19 protein-coding genes are annotated in these 19,907 nt (G+C 50.5%); 10 read left to right on the top strand and 9 right to left on the bottom strand.

Going from position 1 to position 19,907, the window contains the following annotated elements:
* Nucleotides 1–52: 52 nt before the first annotated feature.
* Complete coding sequence (locus N3Z11_RS00820) at nt 53–265, bottom strand: hypothetical protein (RefSeq protein ID WP_260655238.1); 213 nt, start codon at nt 263–265, stop codon at nt 53–55.
* A 163-nt stretch (nt 266–428) separates the two neighbouring features.
* Here N3Z11_RS00820 and N3Z11_RS00815 point away from each other — a divergent pair, with 163 nt between their 5' ends.
* Genes N3Z11_RS00815 through N3Z11_RS00800 form a run of 4 tightly spaced genes read left to right on the top strand, consistent with a single transcriptional unit; the run spans nt 429 to nt 3,625 of the window.
* Nucleotides 429–1,289, top strand: a complete 861-nt coding sequence (locus N3Z11_RS00815) for a MipA/OmpV family protein (protein WP_260655237.1) — start codon at nt 429–431, stop codon at nt 1,287–1,289.
* Nucleotides 1,289–1,681: a DUF3019 domain-containing protein gene (locus N3Z11_RS00810; protein ID WP_260655236.1), complete on the top strand. Its 393-nt coding sequence runs from the start codon at nt 1,289–1,291 to the stop codon at nt 1,679–1,681. The genes N3Z11_RS00815 and N3Z11_RS00810 overlap by 1 nt, the downstream gene beginning before the upstream one ends.
* Nucleotides 1,681–2,373, top strand: coding sequence for a response regulator transcription factor (locus N3Z11_RS00805; protein ID WP_313771319.1), 693 nt, complete (start codon nt 1,681–1,683; stop codon nt 2,371–2,373). Before N3Z11_RS00810 ends, N3Z11_RS00805 begins: the two co-directional genes overlap by 1 nt.
* 1 nt (nt 2,374) lies before the next feature.
* Nucleotides 2,375–3,625 carry an ATP-binding protein gene (locus N3Z11_RS00800; RefSeq protein WP_260655235.1) on the top strand — a complete coding sequence of 417 codons (1,251 nt, stop codon included), beginning with the start codon at nt 2,375–2,377 and terminating at the stop codon, nt 3,623–3,625.
* A gap of 7 nt (nt 3,626–3,632) precedes the next feature.
* Here N3Z11_RS00800 and N3Z11_RS00795 read toward each other — a convergent pair whose 3' ends face one another.
* Nucleotides 3,633–4,307 (bottom strand): DUF3334 family protein, encoded by a 675-nt coding sequence (locus tag N3Z11_RS00795; RefSeq protein WP_260655234.1) that lies wholly within the window; start codon nt 4,305–4,307, stop codon nt 3,633–3,635.
* A 245-nt stretch (nt 4,308–4,552) separates the two neighbouring features.
* On the opposite strand from N3Z11_RS00795, the gene N3Z11_RS00790 reads away from it, so the two are divergent.
* The 3 genes from N3Z11_RS00790 to N3Z11_RS00780 all read left to right on the top strand — a co-directional run bounded on the left by N3Z11_RS00790 (nt 4,553) and on the right by N3Z11_RS00780 (nt 7,943).
* A complete protein-coding gene (locus tag N3Z11_RS00790) occupies nt 4,553–6,025 on the top strand; it encodes a hypothetical protein (protein ID WP_260655233.1) in 1,473 nt (490 codons plus the stop codon).
* Nucleotides 6,026–6,050: 25 nt separating this feature from the next.
* A complete protein-coding gene (locus N3Z11_RS00785; protein WP_260655232.1) occupies nt 6,051–6,617 on the top strand; it encodes a sugar O-acetyltransferase in 567 nt (188 codons plus the stop codon).
* A gap of 126 nt (nt 6,618–6,743) precedes the next feature.
* On the top strand, nt 6,744–7,943 hold the full coding sequence (locus N3Z11_RS00780; RefSeq protein WP_260655231.1) for a Bcr/CflA family efflux MFS transporter: 1,200 nt from the start codon (nt 6,744–6,746) through the stop codon (nt 7,941–7,943).
* Here N3Z11_RS00780 and dusC read toward each other — a convergent pair.
* Nucleotides 7,928–8,872 carry a tRNA dihydrouridine(16) synthase DusC gene (gene dusC / locus N3Z11_RS00775; RefSeq protein ID WP_260655230.1) on the bottom strand — a complete coding sequence of 315 codons (945 nt, stop codon included), beginning with the start codon at nt 8,870–8,872 and terminating at the stop codon, nt 7,928–7,930. The two genes, N3Z11_RS00780 and dusC, sit on opposite strands and share 16 nt — an antisense overlap.
* Nucleotides 8,873–9,011: 139 nt before the next feature.
* On the opposite strand from dusC, the gene N3Z11_RS00770 reads away from it, so the two are divergent.
* Nucleotides 9,012–9,191, top strand: coding sequence for a hypothetical protein (locus N3Z11_RS00770; RefSeq protein ID WP_260655229.1), 180 nt, complete (start codon nt 9,012–9,014; stop codon nt 9,189–9,191).
* Nucleotides 9,192–9,221: 30 nt separating this feature from the next.
* Here N3Z11_RS00770 and N3Z11_RS00765 read toward each other — a convergent pair whose 3' ends face one another.
* Together N3Z11_RS00765 and N3Z11_RS00760 are read right to left on the bottom strand one after the other, a co-directional pair.
* Nucleotides 9,222–10,148, bottom strand: a complete 927-nt coding sequence (locus N3Z11_RS00765; protein WP_260655228.1) for an endonuclease/exonuclease/phosphatase family protein — start codon at nt 10,146–10,148, stop codon at nt 9,222–9,224.
* On the bottom strand, nt 10,145–10,996 hold the full coding sequence (locus tag N3Z11_RS00760) for an ion transporter (protein WP_260655227.1): 852 nt from the start codon (nt 10,994–10,996) through the stop codon (nt 10,145–10,147). Before N3Z11_RS00760 ends, N3Z11_RS00765 begins: the two co-directional genes overlap by 4 nt.
* A gap of 167 nt (nt 10,997–11,163) precedes the next feature.
* On the opposite strand from N3Z11_RS00760, the gene N3Z11_RS00755 reads away from it, so the two are divergent.
* Nucleotides 11,164–12,039: a M10 family metallopeptidase domain-containing protein gene (locus N3Z11_RS00755; RefSeq protein ID WP_260655226.1), complete on the top strand. Its 876-nt coding sequence runs from the start codon at nt 11,164–11,166 to the stop codon at nt 12,037–12,039.
* A gap of 53 nt (nt 12,040–12,092) precedes the next feature.
* Here the strand turns inward: N3Z11_RS00755 and N3Z11_RS00750 are convergent, their stop codons facing one another.
* Nucleotides 12,093–12,326 carry a hypothetical protein gene (locus N3Z11_RS00750; RefSeq protein ID WP_260655225.1) on the bottom strand — a complete coding sequence of 78 codons (234 nt, stop codon included), beginning with the start codon at nt 12,324–12,326 and terminating at the stop codon, nt 12,093–12,095.
* A gap of 383 nt (nt 12,327–12,709) precedes the next feature.
* Here N3Z11_RS00750 and N3Z11_RS00745 point away from each other — a divergent pair, with 383 nt between their 5' ends.
* Nucleotides 12,710–13,255, top strand: coding sequence for a DUF4256 domain-containing protein (locus tag N3Z11_RS00745; protein ID WP_260655224.1), 546 nt, complete (start codon nt 12,710–12,712; stop codon nt 13,253–13,255).
* A gap of 100 nt (nt 13,256–13,355) precedes the next feature.
* Here the strand turns inward: N3Z11_RS00745 and fusA are convergent, their stop codons facing one another.
* The 3 genes from fusA to N3Z11_RS00730 form a co-directional block, all read right to left on the bottom strand.
* Nucleotides 13,356–15,461 (bottom strand): elongation factor G, encoded by a 2,106-nt coding sequence (fusA, locus tag N3Z11_RS00740; RefSeq protein ID WP_409566846.1) that lies wholly within the window; start codon nt 15,459–15,461, stop codon nt 13,356–13,358.
* A 233-nt stretch (nt 15,462–15,694) separates the two neighbouring features.
* Complete coding sequence (locus N3Z11_RS00735) at nt 15,695–18,388, bottom strand: alpha-amylase family glycosyl hydrolase (RefSeq protein ID WP_260655222.1); 2,694 nt, start codon at nt 18,386–18,388, stop codon at nt 15,695–15,697.
* A 3-nt stretch (nt 18,389–18,391) separates the two neighbouring features.
* Entirely contained in the window at nt 18,392–19,876 is a 1,485-nt protein-coding gene (locus N3Z11_RS00730; protein ID WP_260655221.1) for a tryptophan halogenase family protein, read from the bottom strand.
* Nucleotides 19,877–19,907 lie beyond the last annotated feature (31 nt).

The following is a 19,907-nucleotide window of genomic DNA, read 5'->3' as shown; positions in this document are numbered from 1 at the left end:
TAAGGTGCCATAACCCAAGCCCCAAAGGCAAGGCTGATACGAGCTTCGTTTGTTATCTGGAGTTGTAATCGCGACCGGAATTAGCCGGATTTACCACGGAATCTGTTGCAGCAGCGGTTGAAACATCGTGCTTTAACACAACTTTCTGTCGCTCTGACGGCTGCTGACCAGGCAGATGCACACAAGAACCCAGCAGGGTTAACAAGGCAAAAGCCAGCAGCTGATTGCGGATCACCAACCAAGGTTGTGGCTCAATGTCAGACAATGTTGTTCTCCGGTTATTCAAAACAGAGTTGCAGTGTAAAAAAAACAGCGCGACAGCTCTGTGACAAATCTGCCTGCATTTTGTGAAACATTGTTATTGGCACTTAAGCTCAGCATGCGCAAATGCTAAAGTGCCTGAGTATTCCTAAGATGAGCTGTAGTCTATGCGTCTGCTGTTAGTTCTCGCCTGTACTTTACCTTTATGGGCCTGGGGCAACGAATGCCAACAAGAAACCAATGCCACGGCCGGCCAATGCACTGAGCCGGGGCAATGGCGTTTTGCGCTGGCAGCAGGGGCAGGTCACAGATCCAACCCACTCAATGGCGGTCATAATTTTCCGCTTTGGCTGATCCCCGACCTGAGTTATTACGGCCAACACTGGTTTTTTGACAATGGCACCCTGGGTTATAACTGGCAGCTGAATTCGACATGGCAACTGAGTCTGGTCAGCCGGCTGAATGAAGAACGGGGTTATTTCCGCCGTGCCGACGCCGGCAATCTATTCAGCCAGTCGCTGGTCAGCGAAATGGGTCTGGCCGGGCCTGTGCAAAAAATGGCAGCCGCCCCCGAACTTTCTATTGATAACCTGACCAAACGCCCGACAGCCGTTGATGGCGGCGTGCAGCTGGACTGGTTTTTACCCAATTTACAGCTCAGAGCCAACTGGTGGCATGATATTTCAGGGCAATATCATGGCCAGCATGCCAGTATCAGCCTGAGTACCGGCTGGCAAAGCAGCTTTGGCCACTGGCAACTGAGCAGCAGTTTGTTGTGGAAAAACGCAGATTTGATCAATACCTATTATGGTGTTGCTGAAGAACAGTATTTTTCCAGTTATTATCAAACCGGTTCAAGCTGGCAACCCGAGCTGAAACTGTCCTGGAGTTATCCACTCACTTCGGAATGGTCGGCTTTGGCGTTTTACCGGCATCGTTTTCTGGATGATGCGATGACCAATAGCCCGCTGGTCAATGAAGACAATATCCGGAGCTGGTTTGTAGGAGTAACTTACCGATTTTTCTGATGCAAGGACGTACCACTGTTGTTGTGATCTTATTAAGCCTGTGCAGCTTTGCTGCGCAGGCGGCGTCGCCCTGTGCGCAAAGATTGTGCTGGCAGGTAGCACCGACAGTCTGTTTGCTTGATCAACAGCAGAATAGCTGTCAACTGCCATTGCAGCTTGACTGGCAAAGTGCCGAGCCTCTGTCGGCCTGCGCTTATCTGAATGAGCGTAAGCTTCAGTGCTGGTCCGCCAGTCAGCAGGGCCAGTTGCAGCAACAACTGCCATTAACCGGGCCCGCCAATCTTGAATTACGCAATATGCAACAACAAGTATTGCTGCAACAGCAATTAACAGTGTTAAGCCGCCAGCCGGAACGGCGACGCAGACTGGTAGCCCCCTGGAGTGTATTCTGATGAACAAAATTTTGTTGGTGGAAGATGATCAACGCCTGGCTCAACTGGTGCAGAGTTTTTTAGTGCAGCAGGGTTTTGAGGTGCGACTGGAAAGCAATGGTTTGGCGGTTGAAGCGGCTTGCCGCGACTTTGCACCGCATTTGATAGTACTGGATCTGATGTTGCCCGGTATGGATGGCTTTGCTATCTGCCGTACTATCCGCCCCTGGTTTAAACAGCCTATTTTGATGTTAACCGCCAAAGAAAGTGATATTGACCAAGTGCTTGGTCTGGAACTTGGCGCCGACGACTATGTCATCAAACCGGTCGAACCCAGGGTGTTGCTGGCGCGTATTCATGCGTTATTACGTCGCAGCCAGCCTGGCGGCAGTCAGGAAAGTACCGAACTGGAATTTGGCCAGCTGAAACTGAGCCAATCAGCGCGCGAAGCTTATTTTGCCGGCCAGCTGGTCGAGCTGACCAGTTACGAGTTTGATTTATTGTGGATGCTGGCAAAAAATGCTGGCCAGACCGTGCGCCGTGAAGCCATTCATAAACAGATCATCGGCCGCGAATACGATGGTTTGGACCGCACTGTCGATGTGCGGGTGTCGCATATCCGCCGCAAACTGGGCGACAACGCCGACACGCCATTTCGGATAAAAACTGTCTGGGGTAAAGGCTACCTGTTTGTTGCCGACGCCTGGAACTGAGATGCGGCGGCTGTTTTTACATTTTTATCTGTTTATGTTGCTGGTGTTGCTGGGTATCGGCTGGAGTGTCGACAGGCTGTGGCAACAAAGCCAGCCACAACAACAGCCGGGCTGGGTCAGTGTGCTGGGTCAGAGTCTGGCTTCACAGCTGAATCAACCCGACGCCAGCGCCGAGCAAATTGCCGGCCAGTTAGAGTTACCACTGCAAATCCTCGCCATCAACTCTATCGCCTGGTCTGAACCTGAACAACAGGCGCTCGGCCGCGGCCAACTGGTGCCGCTGTTTAGCGGCAATACAGTGTATTTTTACCGCCACAGCCATGACGAACAGCAGCTGCTGCAATTTGGTCCGGTTGAAATTGAAGCCAGCAGCCATCAGGGGTATTTTTTTACTTTATTATTTTTTGCTTTGTTGGCCATTGCAGTGGCCTTGTGGTTATGGCCGCTGGCGCGTGATATTCAGCAACTGCAGCGCCAGCTCAAACAGTTTGGCCAGGGCATGCAGCTGCCGGAACAAAAGCTACCAGCCCATTCGTTGTTAGCCCCAATTGCCAACAGCGCCCAGCAAATGGCAGAGCAAATCCGCCGGCTGGTGGCACTGCAACGTGAAATGACCCATGCGGTGTCTCATGAACTGCGCACGCCTTTGGCCCGGCTGAGTTTTGCGTTGGAAATGCAGAATATTGCTGCCGCCGACAAACAGGCCATGCTGCAGGATGTCAAAGAGCTGGATCAGCTGGTCGACGAGATGCTCGATTACGCCAGGCTGGAATCGCAGACAGTACAACTCACCAAAGAGCAGGTGAATCTGGCGGAGCTGGCCGATAATCTGGTGGAAAAACTAACGCCTTTACCGGGCGCGGCCATCAAGCTGCAAAAGCCGGACACCTTGTGGTTATGTTGTGATGCCCATTATCTGGAGCGGGCGTTGCAGAATTTGCTGGTGAATGCCAAAAGATACGCTAAACAGCAGGTGCTGCTCACACTCAGCCAGCAGCAAAATCAGCTGCTCATCCGGGTGGAAGATGACGGCCCAGGGATAGCGCCGGAACAAAGAGATAAGATTCTGCAGCCATTTGTGCGACTTGATGAAAGCCGTAGTAAAGGTCATGGTGGTTTTGGTTTAGGGCTGGCTATTGTCAGCCGTATTGTCAGCTGGCATCAGGGCCAGATCAGCATTGGCGATTCAAAACTCGGCGGCGCTTTGTTTGAACTGCGGTTGCCACTCAAACAACCGCAGCCCAACAAATAACGGCTTGTTATAAACCCAGATTGGATAAAAAGTCGTCATCGACCAGATTATCGGCATCAGCCTGTTCCGGCTGCGTTTGCTGATTGGCATTGGCCAGAATGTCGTCAACATTTTCGTGTTCGGCTTTTTCAAAGTCATGCAGCTGGATAAACTCGGTTTTATCCATCGCCAGTTCCATATAAAAAATATTATGTGACGGCGTACTGAAGGTCACCCGCCTTGCCTGTGGCTGATCAAGCTGGGTGTTAATTAAAATCTGCACCTGCTTATTGATGGCCATCATTTTTGGCTGGCTTTGGTTAATAGAGGTTTGTAAATCCACCCGCACTCTGTTGGTAAAGTCGCCGACGATTTGGTTCATCAGCTCACCCATCACGTTGCCCACTTCATCAGAAGTGTGGAACTGCGCCAGCTCAGACTCCGGCATACCCATACTCATCATGTATTTACGGTAAATTTCCATTGCCGCTTCGGAGGTGAAGTTAATAATCACCAGGCCGGAAAAACCACCGTCAAATAACACAAAACAACCCAGATCTGGCCGCAGACAGGTTTTATGAATTTTCTGCACCATCGGCGAATAAGCCACCTGCGCATTGCCGGCAGCCGCCAGCACCTGAGTCACAGAAGAACACAGCGTTAACAGGATCTCTTCTGTGGTAATGATTTTATTTTTTTTCATGTAGGCTCCCAACTGGCCCGGATTACAACAATGATGAATGTAAGATCATAGATCAACAGTCACATGAACGACTTAGCTTAAGGCTCGGTAATCTTCAAATACTAAGCCACCACCAGAGCGCATGCAACTTTGTTGCTGAATTGTCCTGTCTTTGGCGACAAAACAGCACTTTGCGAAAAGCCGCTGTTGCGCTAAGGTGTTGGCATTGTTTTTTAACCAGATGATTTGCAGAGGAAATAGCTCAGATGCAGCTGACTGTAGATCCCCATGCCGACAAGTCTTATGTGCGTCAGCTGAAAAAACTCATCAGCAGTTTGTTGTCTGTCAGCAGGTTTCAACATTCGGTGTATGGTCAGGCCAGTCAGTTTTTCCAGCAACAACAGCAAAACAAAAATGCGCTGGCGATGCTGCAACAAGCCTGTGATCAGGCGCAGCGCCAATTAAGCGGTGCCAGTGCCAAAACCGAAGCCCGGCTGGTGCAGCAAGCGCAGCAATGTCAGCAGGCTCTGCGCGCTGAACAGGATAAACAAGAGCAGAAACGTCTGAACAACTACAGCCAGCTGTATTTGTTATGTCAGCAGTTTTTGCAAATGACCGAAGGCAGCAGCAGAGCTGAGACTATTTTACGTTCGTCCAAAATGCTCGGCACCCTGCAATTACTGGCACCAAGCGAAGGTGAACAAATTGCCACTGTGCAGCAAAAATACAAACCTTTTTACAAAGCCACACTGAGTTTAAGGTTGTTAGACGATTTGCTGAAACAAGGTATGATCAGCAGCAATTACATTCTGCAAAAAGTCAAAGCACGCAATCAGGGTGCTGGCATGGGCGACTATTGTCCGTTCCGCGATGATGTACAAATCCCGTTGCTGATGGCGTTGTTATTACAGGATGTCGGCCATTCTCACCCCGACGCATTGCATATTCTGACCGGGCCCGAAGCTAAACTACCACGCAGCCGCGAATTAGACAGCGAAGAGCGCAGCCGTTTTCTCGACATTAGTTTACAGGCCAGCCTGCAGTTTTTATTGCAGGGCATAGGTGCGCCCAAATACCGGGGTAACTCCAGAGCCGAACGCGACAACTTTGATAAAAATGAGCAGGATAAACTGGCTTTTGCCGCAACTTTGCTGAGAAATGCCGGCAACCCGGGCACAGGCGTAGGTAATCTGCTGAAAATTCCTCAGGTGTACGCTTCTGCCGTGCTACCAGGGCGCAACAGATTTGATTACCAGGCATTGCCTAAAGTGGCGCTGATCCTAAAAGCCGGCGCAGCGGCCGGGCAGTATGATGAACGTATGGTGCAGTCGCTGCTGAGCATTACCGGCATTTTTCCGCAGGGCTACGGTATTGTGTTTTTACCCCGAGATGCCAGCGGTCAACCGCAGGAAAGGTACGAGTTTGCTATTGTGAATTCGTTATACCCGCCTCAGCCGGAAGCACCGTTGTGCCGCATCGTCACCCGTAACCTGCATTATCGGAACAACCTGCCCAACTGCCATATCAGCGTGGCCTCTAACCTGTATTTCAAACCGGCACGGGAGCAGCTGGAAGTGGTACCACAGCAACGCTTACAGGAAATTTTAAAAAAGCTGTCGTCAGATTTTGCGCCAGGCCGGTTGCGGCGGTTATTACCGCGTTATTGGCATCCGGATGAATTTTTTGCCGACCCCCGCCACCAGAATCTGTGGAACCGCACTGAACTGTTGGACAACTGATATTTGCCGCAACAACAGGATCCTGATGACTGAAAAAGAAAAAATGCTCAATCAGCAATGGTTTAATCCGCGTGATGCTGAACTTGCCAAAGCCAGAAGCCTGGCCAAACAGGGCTGTCGTGCGTTAAATCAGCAGGGGCCAGAGCCTTTTAAAATACATCAGCAGCTGGCCAGGCAACTCTTTGGCAGAGTGCAGTCCTGTTATATCGAACCGGATTTTTATTGTGATTATGGTTTTAATATCAGTCTGGGCGCGCGGTTTTACGCCAACCATCATTGTGTCATTCTGGATGCAGCACCAGTGCAGATTGGTGACGATGTGATGTTTGGCCCTGGTGTGCAGCTGTATACCGTCACTCACCCGCTTGATGCACAACAAAGAGCCACAGGTATGGAGCTGGCCAAACCTATTGTGATAGGGCACAGAGTATGGATTGGCGGTGGAGCTATTGTGCTGCCTGGGGTGACCATAGGCGACGAAGCCGTGATTGCCGCCGGCAGCATAGTGACCAAAGACGTGGCCGCCGGCATGCTGGTGCAGGGCAATCCGGCCAGGCCAGTGCGACAGGTCAGCGCATCACAAGCCAAATAAGCGGTGAAACTCCGGCCATCATTGCAGTAAATCGACAGGTTGTAGCGTATAAAAGCCAATTTTATGCGCTTTTTCCGAACTGTGAAGGCATTACAATAGCGGCATTGTTTAAGCCGGAACTTCAGCATGTCACGCGCCAGCCCTTCTTTTGCTCTGATCCTGTTATTTGCCGCCATTATTGCCACCACACCGCTGGCCATTGATATGTACCTGCCGGCCATGCCGCAGCTGGCCGACGGCCTGCACACCAACTCAGTGCTGGTGCAGCAGTCTCTTAGTATTTTTCTGGCGTTTTACAGCCTCGGCATGTTGTTATTTGGCCCGCTGGCCGATGCTATTGGCCGCCGGCCACTGGCACTCTGGGGTTTAACCGGTTTTATTGTGGCCAGTGTTCTGCTCAGTCAAAGCAGCAGTATTAACGCATTTTTAGGCTGGCGTGCGCTGCAGGCGCTTTCTGGCAGCGCAGCGACTGTGGTGGTGCCTGGCATTATCCGCGCGCTGTATCAGGAGCACACAGCCAAAGGCATGTCTTATGTGTCGATGATGATGATGCTGGCCCCTTTACTGGCACCTGCTATTGGCAGTCTGGTGCTGTTTTGGGGTAGCTGGCCCTGGATTTTTATTGTGCTGGCAGCCTATGCGCTGCTGATCCTGGTATTTTCGCTGCGGTATTTACCTGAGATCAACCAAAAAGCCGAACGGCAAAAACTAAACTTTTTTGGCTCTTATCAGGTGGTGTTTTCCAACAAAACAGCACGACCACTGATTGCCATTTCGATGTTTTCATCCTTCAGCTTTTTTTGTTTTTTAACCGCAGTGCCTTTTGTTTATATCGAGCATTTTGCCGTCAGCGAACAAATGTTCAGCCTGTTGTTTGGCCTGAATGTGCTGATGCTGATGAGCGCCAACTTTATCAACAGCAGGTTGGTGAGTCGTGTTGGCAGCCAAAACATGCTAAAAGCCGGCTGGCTCAGCGCTTTATGTTTTGCCGCTGGCCTGGTACTGGTGAGTAGCCTGGATTTATCTCTGACTTTTACTGTGCTGATGATAGCGCCTTTGATGGCAAGTCTGGGCCTGATTGCCACCAATGCCGACGCGCTGATTTTAATGGCTTTTCCCAACCACAGCGGCACAGCAACAGCGGTTATTGGCACCTTAAGATTTGGCGCCGGTGCTGTAGCAGGGCCTTTATTAGCCTTGTGGCCACAACAAAATACCCTGCCCTTTGCACTCTTGATGTTATCCGGAGTGCTGGCCATCAGTCTGGCGCGGCTTTTTATCGTTAAGGCGCCCGCAGCAGCGACAGTCGATCAGTCCAGCGCCTGAAGTTCAGTGTTTAATAATGTGACGATGTCGGCACTTTTGCGCAGCAACCGCAGCTGGGCAAATAACCCGGCCGCTTCGGGGTATTGCAGTTTTAAATAACTAAACCACTGTTTAATGCGGTTGCCATAATACAGGCCTTTATCACCGGCAATTTCAAACTCGGAATAACGCATTAACAGCCGCAATACCACAGGCCAGGGCATCGCGTCGCCACCTGTAGCGATACGGGCGGCCAGATTGGGCTGCGCTAAAGCACCGCGGCCCAGCATAATGTCGCTGCAGTTCGATTGTTCGCGACAAAGTGCGGCATCGGCCGGCTGCCAAATCTCGCCATTGGCAATCACCGGAATATCCACCACAGTGCGGATTTGTGCAATCCAGGGCCAATAGGCCGGTGGCCGGTAACCATCACTTTTAGTGCGGGCATGTACTGTTAATTCAGAAGCGCCGGCTTCATACAAAGCACGGGCGTTGTCGAGGGTCAGGCTGGTGTCGTCATAGCCCAGCCGCATTTTGGCGGTCACCGGAAAGTTTTTTGGCACAGCTGCACGCACTGCTTTGACAATGGCATAGAGCTGCTCGGTTTCGCGTAGCAGCACAGCGCCACCTTTGCTTTTATTCACCGTTTTCGCCGGACAACCAAAATTTAAGTCCACACCGGGCGAGCCGAGTTCTACTGCACGCGCGGCATTCTCGGCCAGCCATTCTGGCTCCTGCCCTAACAATTGCACCCGCACCGGCGTGCCGGAGCGGGTTTTGCCGTCCTGCAATAATTCAGGACAAAGCCGGGTAAAGACTCTTTTGGGCAGCAGCTGATCCACCACCCGCACAAACTCGGTGATGCATAAATCAAAACCGCCAATTTCGGTCAGCATTTCACGCATCAGGTGGTCAACCACCCCTTCCATTGGTGCCAGTATGATTCGCATCAGGGTGCCTCTTTCAAAACGGCCGACAGTGTAATAACTCCGGCATTGAAAAGCCACAGCGACGCTTTGTTTCGGAGTTTGGCCGAATAAGGCTTCTGGGTTACACTAAGCACCAGTTTGTGAATGGCAGAGCGGCAATATGAGTTCGATCAAAGCGTTAAAAAAGAAAATCAGTAAAAGAGCCAAACAGAAAAAAAATATTCAGGTGAAAAACTCGATCCGGCTGAAACAAGCCAAGCAGGCCGCTGAGGCCACCAGTGCTGAGCCAACAGCAGAAGAAAGTGCCGCCAGCGACAACAGCAATCAGCCATCCGCATAAACCAGAGTTTGTATCAAGGGCTGCGGCGCTTTAATGCCGCAGTTGAATAGTGACAGTGACCATAGCGTGGTCGCTGCTGTAAGCGTCCAGTTGATAGTCCGGGCGCAGCAAATGCTGGTCTGTAATATTCACTTCAGACACCCTGGCCAGGCTGTGCGCCTGCAAAGCGTCAAAGTCGGCCGAAAGCAACAGGTAATCCAGTACCGAACCTTTAGCACCATAATAGTGGGTTGCAGGCCTTGCCTGCGGTGCATCCGGCCACAAGTCCCAGCTGTCTTTCAGCTGCAATACCGCCCCCGGCAATGTGAGGGGCTGTAAAAAATCAGACTGCAGCTTGTCATTAAAATCACCGGCCAGCACCACAGGATGGCCCCGCAGCAGCTGTTGCCGCTGCACCAGTTCCATCAGCAGAGCGGCTTCATAACCGCGCTGGGCACAAGCAGCAAAACGCGCCAGCATATCGCTGCCGCCTTGCTCCAGTACAGCGGTTAAAGCCCGGCGGGATTTCAGATGCACGCCATAAAAATCACAGGCACCAATACCGGGTAAATACACAGTAGCCGCCAGTGGCGTCCGGCTAAACTGAAAATGATGAAGACCCAGTGCTTTTAATAAAGCCGTATCAGGCTCCGGCAAGCGGTGTTGTTTTAGCGGATAACGCGACGCTATAGCCACCACCGGCTGCAGATAAAAATGCCCATCCACCAGCAGCGGTTCAGCCGCAGCGGCAAAATGGGAATACCCCAGCTCCAGTAACAACTGCTTTAATTCACTGACACTAAAGACTTCCTGCAACAGCAGTACATCGGGAGCTGCCGCGCTGATAGTCCGGCGCAACCAGTTGGTTTTTTGCTGCCACTGCGCCTGACTGTAAATATTGTCAAACTCGTAGCTTGCCAGCGGCGGCGCGGCAAAGTTTTGCAAATTTAAGCTGCTAAAACGAAGGTTTAAGCTCACTTCTGTGCCTGCTCCTTACTGAGTTCAGCACGCAATAATTTCAGTTCCTGGCGGATTTCACGCAGCTCTTCATGCAACAGTCGTTGCTCCAGCGCTTCGGCCTGTTTATCTTCGGCCCGTTCAGCGGCATGCTCTTCTTCGCTGAAGGTTTGCATGGTATTGACGATAATGGCAATAAACAAATTCAGCATGGTGAAGGTGGCGATCAGAATAAAGGGCACAAAAAACAGCCAGGCCAGCGGGAAAGTTTCCATTACAGGCCGCGCTATGCCCATAGACCAACTTTCCAGAGTCATCACCTGAAACAGTGTATATAAAGACCGGCCTATACTGCCAAACCATTCCGGAAATGCCGCGCCAAACAACTTGGTGGCAATCACGGCAAAAACGTAATAAATCAGCAATAACACCATGGCAATAGAAGCCAGGCCAGGCAAAGAACCAAGCAGTGCCGACACCACTCTTTTCATCGAAGGCACCATCGACAACACCCGCAAAACCCGGAGCACCCTTAAGGAGCGCAACACGGCAAGCGGCCCGGACGCTGGTACCAGCGCTATGGCTATTACGGCAAAATCAAATAAATTCCAGGCGTCTTTAAAAAACGACAGCCGGTAGGCAAAAATCCGCAGTAGCAGTTCCAGTACAAAAACGCTGAGCAGCAGCCGGTCCAGGCTATGCAGCAAAGGGCCATACTGCGCCATTAATGCCGTGGAAGTTTCCATGCCAAGCAGCACAGCATTCAGCAGGATCAGCGTTAAAATCAACCGGGTAAACCAGTTTTTTTCCACCAGCTGCAGCACCTTGGCTTGCAGGCTGCTGTCTTGATATTGCACTTGTAATTCCATGTTGAACTCCGTTACAAAACTGGCGCCGATTGTAGCCAGCGCTGCAGCGCTTGCCCAGCGTCATTGTCGCTTTGGCCCTTCACTGGCAGCAGATTGCACAAAAACAGCACAAAGCTTGCCAAAAGCAGGTTGCTGCCGTTTAATCGCAGCCAAACAAGGAGTTTTTTATGCAACGTTTATTACAGCTGGTGTTTGCCGGCATTTTAATTTATCTGGGTTACAGTTTTTGGCAAAAGGAACAGCCTGCACTGGCTTTGCCTGTGCTCAGCAGTGGCCTGTGCAGCACACCACTGGGCTGGAAACTGGGTTATCTGGATCCGGCTTTTAACCTCAGTGAAGCCGAGGCAACGGCCGCCATAGACCAGGCGGCCCAAATGTGGAACCAGGCTTTTGGCCGTACCTTGCTGCAGCAGGATACACAAGGATTCAGCATTGATTTTCGTTATGACGAGCGCCAGCAACAACTGCTGAAACAACATTTGTTAAAACGTAATTTAGACAGATACGATCAGGCCATTTCACCCGGCATCGAGCAGCTGCCGAAAAAGTTTGCCGAGCTGCAGCAGCAAATTGACAGCTTTAACCAGCAAAATGCCCGGCTGCAGCAAGACGTAGCGGCATACCGGGCCGATGGCCCTAATGCCGGTTCTGAGCGGGAACAGCTGATGCGTCGCCAACAACAATTGCAACAGGAAGCCGCCTGGCTTGATCAGCAAAAACAGCAACTGATGCGTGATCAGGATTATTTAAATGAAACTATTAAACAACGCAACGAGCTGCTGACAGCAGCAGAAACGCCAACACAACAGGCGCCTTTTGAAGTGGGTTTAATGAATATCAAAGCCGGCAAAAGAACCATGACGATCTTTGCTTTTGCATCAAATCAGGATTTAGTGGCAACGCTGGCACATGAATTTGGCCACGCTTTTGGCGTGGGTCACACAGACGCTGACGATTCTATTATGTATCACAGTTTAACCAGTCAGCAGGCCGCTCTGACACCCACCGATATCGCCGCCTTAAAGGCGCAGTGCAATTTTTAACAAAAGAAATTGTGTTGCATAAAAATGCCGCCATACCAGATGGCGGCAAGTATTCAGGCCAGATGTTTACGCTCGGCTTGCGCCGTAATTAAAGACAACAATCTGTCCAGATTAAGCCGCTGGTAAGGCATAGTGCGCAGCGGTTTGCCCTGGCGGGCGATACTGATGTGTTGTTCTGCCAGCGTGATCACGGCGTTTTGCGTGATGATCTGCTGACCTTCAACACGGTAAGAACAACGGGCTAATTGCAGAAATTGCAGAATACGGGGTCGCGCATTGTGTGGCATGGGCTTTTCACCTCTTGTTTGCAATAGGGTTAGCGCGGTTTCACCATCACAACCAACCACCAGAATTGACACAGCTAACCGGCACACCCCTCGGCCAGAAATTATGCCATTCCCCCCGCGGCGATACGACTGTCGCTGGCTATTCCGGTGAAATCGCTGCTTGTGTGACTGTGAAAATTCAGCAGAAGTTCAGTTTTTCTGGTCTGACCTTTTAAAGCCATTAGCTGGTTATTTTAAGCTGAAAAATACAGCCAGGCCTTGTTGCACAACAAAGCTCTTACCACAAAACTCTTTGGCCACAACTTTGCCCCGCAAAAGTGCGTTGCATGGTTCGTGGAATGGTGGTTATGCTTGCCCTGAATAAACAACAGGAAATATCAGCTATGGATAAGGCTACCGCAGAAGAATTTTTATTAAAGTTACAACAGCGTTTTGCGCAGCATATGCAGCGTCATGCCGGCATCGACTGGTTGCAGGTATCAGAGCGCTTATTAGCACAGCCTGCCAAATTACAGACTTTGTGGTTGATGGAACAAAGTGGTGGTGAACCCGATGTGATAGGGCAGGATCCAGAGCAAAGTACTTTTTTGTTTTGTGATTGTGCCGCCGAAAGCCCCGCAGGCCGGCGCAGCTTATGTTATGACCAGGCCGCGCTTGATAAACGCAAAGAAAACAAACCAGCAGGTGCCGCTGTTGCCATGGCATCAGCCTTTGGTGCTGAACTACTGACAGAACAGCAGTACCGTGCTTTGCAGCAACTCGGTCAATTTGACCAAAAAACCTCCAGCTGGCTCAGCACCCCGGCAGAGATCCGTGCTTTAGGTGGCGCTATTTTTGGCGACAGGCGCTACAACAGAGTATTTGTGTATCACAACGGTGCTGAGTCTTATTATGCCGCCCGCGGCTTTCGTTTATTGCTCAAAGTGTAAAGCCGGCGCCAGCCCTGCAATAGCGGCATACCGTACTTCCATGTACATAAAAAAAGCCCCACGGTTTTCACCAGCGGGGCTTTTTAAAGCTAACGGCTAATTAGTTTTTAGCAGCGGCAGCTTTCTTTTCTTTCTCTTTGGCGATTACTGCATCAGCCACGTTTTGTGGACATGGTGAGTAGTGCGAGAATTCCATAGAGAACTGACCACGACCAGAAGTCATAGTACGCAGGGTAGAGATATAACCGAACATCTCAGACAGTGGAACATCACCTTTGATACGAACGCCAGTTACACCAGCTTCCTGACCAGAGATCATGCCACGACGACGGTTTAAGTCACCGATCACGTCACCTACGTGGTCTTCTGGGGTGAATACGTCAACTTTCATGATTGGTTCCAGCATCTGAGCACCGGCTTTAGGCATGGTTTGACGGAAAGCACCTTTAGCAGCGATTTCGAACGCGATGGCTGAAGAGTCAACTGCGTGGAAACCACCGTCGAATACTTCAACTTCTACGTCTAATACCGGGAAGCCAGCCAGAGTACCGGTTGACATCATAGAGGCAAAGCCTTTTTCGATTGCTGGCATAAACTCTTTTGGAACGCTACCACCAACAACTGTTGATTTGAACGTGAAGCCTGAGTTTTGCTCGCCTGGACGGATGCGGTAGTCGATTTTACCGTACTGACCTGAACCACCAGATTGTTTCTTGTGCGTGTAGCTGTCTTCAACTTCACGGGTAATAGTTTCGCGGTAAGCAACCTGCGGCTGGCCTACAACTAATTCAACACCATAAGTACGTTTCAGGATGTCTACTTTGATATCTAAGTGCAGTTCACCCATACCTTTGAGGATGGTTTCACCTGAATCAACATCAGTTTCAACGCGGAATGTTGGATCTTCAGCAACCATCTTACCGATAGCGATACCCATTTTTTCCATTGAACCTTTATCTTTTGGTGTAACAGAGATAGAGATTACTGGCTCTGGGAATACCATTGGTTCTAAAGTACATGGTGCTTTTGGATCACACAGAGTGTGGCCCGTCTGGGTGTTGTTCTTCAGGCCAACCAGCGCGATGATGTCACCAGCCTGAGCAGTCGTCAGGTCGGTACGGTCATTCGCGTTCATCTCAACCATACGGCCGATACGTTCAGTTTTACCTGTGAATGAGTTCAGGATGGTGTCACCCTTGTTCAGAACACCAGAGTAAATACGGATAAAGGTCAGGGCGCCGAAACGGTCATCCATGATTTTGAATGCTAAAGCGCGGAACGGCTCATCAGCAGAAACGATAGCGAATTCGCCAGTCTCGTTACCTTCTTCGTCAGTCAGCGGCTGTGGGTTTACTTCAGTTGGAGATGGCAGGTAATCAACAACTGCATCTAACAGTAATTGCATACCTTTGTTTTTGAAGGCTGAACCACAGTAAGTTGGGAAGAACGCCAGTTCACGGCAGCCTTTACGGATACAACGTTTTACGTCGTCGATTGAAGGCATTTCACCTTCCATGTACGCCATTAACAGGTCATCGTCTTGCTCAACAGCAGTTTCGATCAGCTGTTCGCGGTACATAGCAACGTCATCAGCCATATCAGCTGGAATATCTACTACTTTGTAGTTTTCTGGCAGGCCAGAGTCATCCCATACGTAGGCTTTTTCAGTCAGCAGGTCAACCACACCAACGAAGGTATCTTCGCGGCCAATTGGCAACGTCATGATTAATGGCTTGGCGCCCAGAACGTTTTTAACCTGTTCAGTTACACGGATAAAATCAGCACCGATACGGTCCAGTTTGTTTACGAAGATCAGACGAGATACTTTCGCGTCGTTGGCATAACGCCAGTTGGTTTCTGACTGAGGTTCAACACCACCAGAACCACAGAATACACCGATACCACCATCTAATACTTTCAGAGAACGGTAAACTTCAACGGTGAAGTCAACGTGACCTGGGGTATCGATCACGTTAAAACGGTGACCTTTCCAGAAACAGGTTACAGCTGCTGACTGGATTGTAATACCGCGCTCAGCTTCCTGAACCATGAAGTCAGTGGTTGATTCACCTTCGTGAACTTCACCTATCTTATGGATTTTACCGGTCAGTTTCAGGATACGTTCGGTAGTAGTGGTTTTGCCGGCATCAACGTGGGCGAAGATACCAATGTTTCTGTATAACGATAAATCTGCTGACATAGTCATCTCGATAAGCTAGGGTTTGAAAATAGGGCGACAATATACAGGATTTTATTTTGATTTGCCCGAAAAAAAAGCAGCGAGACAGTGAAATTCAACAGTGTGCGGTGAATTTTTAAAAACTTCAGGCGTTTAGCGCATAAAAATCCAGCATGACCAGCCTTAATGTGATGACAGGATCCGCGCTGATCAGCCGGATCCTGCCGCTAAAAACCGCATCTTTTCGCCGACAATCCGGCTTAGTCTGCACTGACCGGCGTTAATTCCAGCCAGATATCATCCAGCACTTTAGGCGCATCAGCGCTTGCGCCGGCAAAATTCCAGGGCGAAGGCTCAGGCTGAATCGAACGCAACATACCTTCACCGGTTTTATCCCAGGTTGAGATATAAATGCCGGCTCCATCCCAGCTATCAATACCAAGCGCCTGCCCCTGATAAGACACAATAATGACACCGGCTTTGGCATCAACCTCCAGCTTTGGCGCAGCGCCCAGTTTGTCACCGGTTTTATACTCTGTTGCCTTGTTGGCATTAAACACCGAGTTGCCCCAACCAAACATAAAGTGGCCAAGCTGCCAGTTTTTGCCATGTGGCATACTGGTTTGCAGGCCAGGCAGCGCCCGCGCACCGGCTAATTTACTCTGTGGCAGAGAGAAAAAAATCGAAAAATGCACATTGTCAAAACCATTGGCCGGCGCCCAGAACTGACTGATCTGTGTCATCTTCAGCGTCAACTTCAGATTGGCACCTGAGGCTTTGGCGCTTACAGCCTGAATATCCATCTGATTTTGCGAATGTTCTTGCTGCGGCTGCTGATATTTGCCGGTAGGCCCTTTATCGTCATGCAGCGCATCCTGTTTGTTCGCCTGCCACTTTGCTGTGGTGACACTGCTTTGATACTGCAAGCTGTCACTCACCTGATGCAGTTCTGGCGCATACACCGCCAACTGATTTTGTTGTTGCCCTAAATCCTGCACCTGCACCATAAAACTGAAGTTGCCTTGAGCGTCGCTGTGCTGAATTTGCGGCAATACTCCGCCGTTTTTTACCAGCTGCAGTAAAACACCGGGCTGGCTGACTTTGCCTGTTAAACGAAAGTCCTGAGTGCAACTTTGCCGGCAAGGCAAAGGTTGTAACTGAAATAGCAGCGAAGGCGCTGCAGCTTTTACTGAGGCGGCAGCGGCTACAGTGTCGGCCTGCTGTTCAGGCGTCAGCACCAGCACGGCGCGGGCTGGTAACAACAAGCTCAGCCGGCCACTGGTGTCAGTGTCAACAAAACCGTCATTGTACTGATACTGCCATAACAGCTGCCAGCGGGTTGGTTTTGCCGCTGTTGTTTTAATTTGCTGCTTTGCAGTAAGTGGCAGATTTGCCAGCAGCACTGGCCGGTCTGCGGTATTCATCAGCACCACAATTTGCTCTGTTATTGGCGGTGTTGAGGATGCGCTGCCGGACGCAGTGAGTTGCTGTTTTTCAGCCAGAGGCAATGTCATCTGATAGGCCAGCACGCCAGGCGCTGCGCTGTCGGCCTGCAATAACTGCCAGTTGCCGCGGCTGAGCGTTTTATGCTCAAAACGCAGTTTGGCCAGACTCTGAATAGTGCGGTACATCGGGCTGTCGGGCAGGAACTGATCCTGTGCCGAGCCAAAACCACCGGCAAACATCGCCTGGCGACTCTGCTCTAACAGCTGTTCATCGCCCTGATAAATCACCGGAATACCAGGAATGGTAAAAAGCAGCGCATACGCCTGAATAAAAGCATCCACACTGCCGGCCGCTAAAAACCTTTTGGTGTCATGATTATTTAAAAATGTGGGTAATAAATGCGGTGTGGCAAACTGAGTATGTTCACCGAGCCGGTATCCCAATAAAGCCGGTGGTCTGCCTTCAGCCAGTACAGCATTGATATCAAAATACAGCGGAAAGGCAATGACTGAATCAAGTTCAGGTTTTTGCTTGCTGCCTAAAAAAGCTTTCAGCTTTTGCTCACCGTCGTTGTGAAAGGGTTTGGACGCTTCAAACACTTCGCCAAAAGTGAAAAATTGTTGCTTGCCCAGTTCACGCGCTTTGGCCTTGATGCCATCGGGTGCATGCAAAAAATCAAACCAGAAGTCGTGTTCCACATATTTGGCGGTGTCGATGCGAAAAGCATCCACACCCACCTGCTCCAGCCAAAAGCGGTAACTTTGTTTTAGCGCCTTGCGCACCTGTGGATTGCTGGTATTTAAATCGGCCAGATTCGCCAGCTGATAACGAAATTCCTGCCCTGGCACAGTGGGGTCCTGAATAGGCGGCGTCCAGTGATAAATATTGGCCTTGGCCGCTGCCTGGTCCAGCCTGTTCACCAGATGAAAAGGCGCCTGGCTGGGTGCGGCTTGCCTGCCTTGTTCATACAACACAAAGTTTTTTGCGGTGTTGTTAGCATCATAAGGGCCGTCGTAACCAAAAAAATTGCCGGTATGGTTCACCACTATATCCTGGATCAGATACATGCCTTTTTGGTGTAAAGCCTTTGATAACTGCTGATAGTCGGCCAAAGTGCCGTAATGGGCATCCACCGCCATAAAGTCGGTGGCCCAATAGCCGTGATAACCGCCGTATTGTACTTTCTGGCTCCACCACTGATTGGCCACAGGCGGGGTTAACCAGAGTGATGTTGCGCCAAGATTCTGAATATAATCCAGTTTTTGTTGGATGCCAGCCAAATCGCCGCCACTGTAATGGGCAGAGCTTGCCGGATTAAATTCACCGGCCCCCTGATCATTATTGGCCGGATTGCCATCGGCAAACCGGTCGGTTAACACAAAATAAATCACCTGATCACGCCAGTCGGGTGAAGGGCGCTGTAAGTCGGCTGGAACTGCAGAAGCAGCAGCGCTGCTGCAGAACCAGCTACAGCTGATGGCAAAAACTATCGCCTGTTGCCAGTTCATCCATTAACTCCTTTGCACAATTCGAGCAAGCGTTTCGGCATGTGTTGGCATAGGTTTGACAATGCCCTGCACTATCAGCCGCAGATTTTCCAATAACTCACTCAATTGAGCCTGGCTCAACTTGTCGGCCAGCGGCTGATAATGCTGGGGTAACACTCTTTGCCCCAACAATACCTGTTGCCAGGCCAGCTCAGTAAACAAATCATCTTGCTCCCGCTGCAGCACCCCACTGTGGCGAAACAGTTCGATTTTACGGCTTAAGCTGTCCGGCACCGTCATAGTGCGGCAATAGTTCCAGAACTCGCTGTCACTGCGTTCGGTCTGGTGATAATGCAAAATAATAAAGTCGCGGATTTGCTCAAATTCCAGCTGCGACTGGCGGTTGTATTCGTTGCGCAGCAGCGCCATATCGCCACCAGCCGGAAAAAGCTTAGCCAGCCGGATAATGCCACTTTGGATCAAATGCAGGCTGGTGGATTCCAGCGGTTCTAAAAAACCACTGGCAAGCCCAAGCGAAATGCAATTATGCGACCACTGCTGTTTGCGCCGCCCTGTAGTAAAACGAATGGGTCTGGGCTCTGCCAAAGCTTCGCCTTCAAGGTTAGCCAGCAGCTGGCTTTTTGCCTGTTCGTCCGGTAAAAACGCACTGCAATACACCAGGCCATTACCGGTACGGTGTTGCAGCGGAATACGCCACTGCCAGCCTGCCTGATGGGCAATGGCTCTGGTATAAGGCACAGGCGCGCTGATGTTGGCACTTGGCACCGCCATGGCTCTGTCGCACGGCAACCAGTGACTCCAGTTTTCATAACCGGCGTTAAGAGTTTGTTCTATCAGCAAAGCCCGAAAGCCGGTGCAATCAATAAACAAATCACCGGTAATACGCTCGCCATTTTCCATCACCAGTGCAGCAATATCCCCATTCACCGCCTGTTCTACCAGGCTAATTTTGCCTTCGATGCGCCGCACACCGTTTTGCTCAGCTTTTTGTCTGAGTAATTTGGCATAAAGACTGGCGTCAAAATGATAAGCATAAGAAAACTGATTAAATGGGGTACCAGCTAACTGCACTGTGGAAGAAAATTTACCGGCTTTGGCTGCCTGAAAAGTGGGTGAAAAATCCCAAAAATCACTGTTATGGCCTGCAGCTTTAGCCCGCAGCCACAAATGATGAAAAGCCGACAAGCCAATAGGGCTACCAATTTCACCAAAAGCATGCATATAACTGTCGCCCTGGCGTGCCCAGTTTTCAAACTGAATGCCCAGTTTAAAAGTGCCCTGAGTTGCGCGGATAAACTCAGCCTCGTCAATTCCCAAGGCTTTGTTAAAAAACAAAATAGGCGGGATAGTTGCTTCCCCCACCCCAACAATACCAATCTCGTCAGACTCAACCAGCGTGATCTTCACACTGTGTCCCAGTACCTTGGCCAGCATTGCCGCCGCCATCCAACCGGCAGATCCGCCACCGGCAATCACCACTTGTTGCATACAAAGTCTCCGCTTCAACGCGATAAAAAAA

The organism is Rheinheimera sp. 4Y26 (assembly GCF_025245835.1).
GTDB lineage: Bacteria > Pseudomonadota > Gammaproteobacteria > Enterobacterales > Alteromonadaceae > Pararheinheimera.
This window is presented reverse-complemented; position numbering and strand designations above follow the sequence as displayed.

Bases quoted from the DNA above. Each gene is read 5' to 3' on its own strand.
- N3Z11_RS00815 (WP_260655237.1), top strand. From the start codon at position 429: ATGCGTCTGCTGTTAGTTCTCGCCTGTACTTTACCTTTATGGGCCTGG.
- N3Z11_RS00810 (WP_260655236.1), top strand. From the start codon at position 1,289: ATGCAAGGACGTACCACTGTTGTTGTGATCTTATTAAGCCTGTGCAGC.
- N3Z11_RS00805 (WP_313771319.1), top strand. From the start codon at position 1,681: ATGAACAAAATTTTGTTGGTGGAAGATGATCAACGCCTGGCTCAACTG.
- N3Z11_RS00800 (WP_260655235.1), top strand. From the start codon at position 2,375: ATGCGGCGGCTGTTTTTACATTTTTATCTGTTTATGTTGCTGGTGTTG.
- N3Z11_RS00795 (WP_260655234.1), bottom strand. From the start codon at position 4,307: ATGAAAAAAAATAAAATCATTACCACAGAAGAGATCCTGTTAACGCTG.
- N3Z11_RS00790 (WP_260655233.1), top strand. From the start codon at position 4,553: ATGCAGCTGACTGTAGATCCCCATGCCGACAAGTCTTATGTGCGTCAG.
- N3Z11_RS00785 (WP_260655232.1), top strand. From the start codon at position 6,051: ATGACTGAAAAAGAAAAAATGCTCAATCAGCAATGGTTTAATCCGCGT.
- N3Z11_RS00780 (WP_260655231.1), top strand. From the start codon at position 6,744: ATGTCACGCGCCAGCCCTTCTTTTGCTCTGATCCTGTTATTTGCCGCC.
- dusC (WP_260655230.1), bottom strand. From the start codon at position 8,872: ATGCGAATCATACTGGCACCAATGGAAGGGGTGGTTGACCACCTGATG.
- N3Z11_RS00770 (WP_260655229.1), top strand. From the start codon at position 9,012: ATGAGTTCGATCAAAGCGTTAAAAAAGAAAATCAGTAAAAGAGCCAAA.
- N3Z11_RS00760 (WP_260655227.1), bottom strand. From the start codon at position 10,996: ATGGAATTACAAGTGCAATATCAAGACAGCAGCCTGCAAGCCAAGGTG.
- N3Z11_RS00755 (WP_260655226.1), top strand. From the start codon at position 11,164: ATGCAACGTTTATTACAGCTGGTGTTTGCCGGCATTTTAATTTATCTG.
- N3Z11_RS00750 (WP_260655225.1), bottom strand. From the start codon at position 12,326: ATGCCACACAATGCGCGACCCCGTATTCTGCAATTTCTGCAATTAGCC.
- N3Z11_RS00745 (WP_260655224.1), top strand. From the start codon at position 12,710: ATGGATAAGGCTACCGCAGAAGAATTTTTATTAAAGTTACAACAGCGT.
- fusA (WP_409566846.1), bottom strand. From the start codon at position 15,461: ATGACTATGTCAGCAGATTTATCGTTATACAGAAACATTGGTATCTTC.
- N3Z11_RS00735 (WP_260655222.1), bottom strand. From the start codon at position 18,388: ATGAACTGGCAACAGGCGATAGTTTTTGCCATCAGCTGTAGCTGGTTC.
- N3Z11_RS00730 (WP_260655221.1), bottom strand. From the start codon at position 19,876: ATGCAACAAGTGGTGATTGCCGGTGGCGGATCTGCCGGTTGGATGGCG.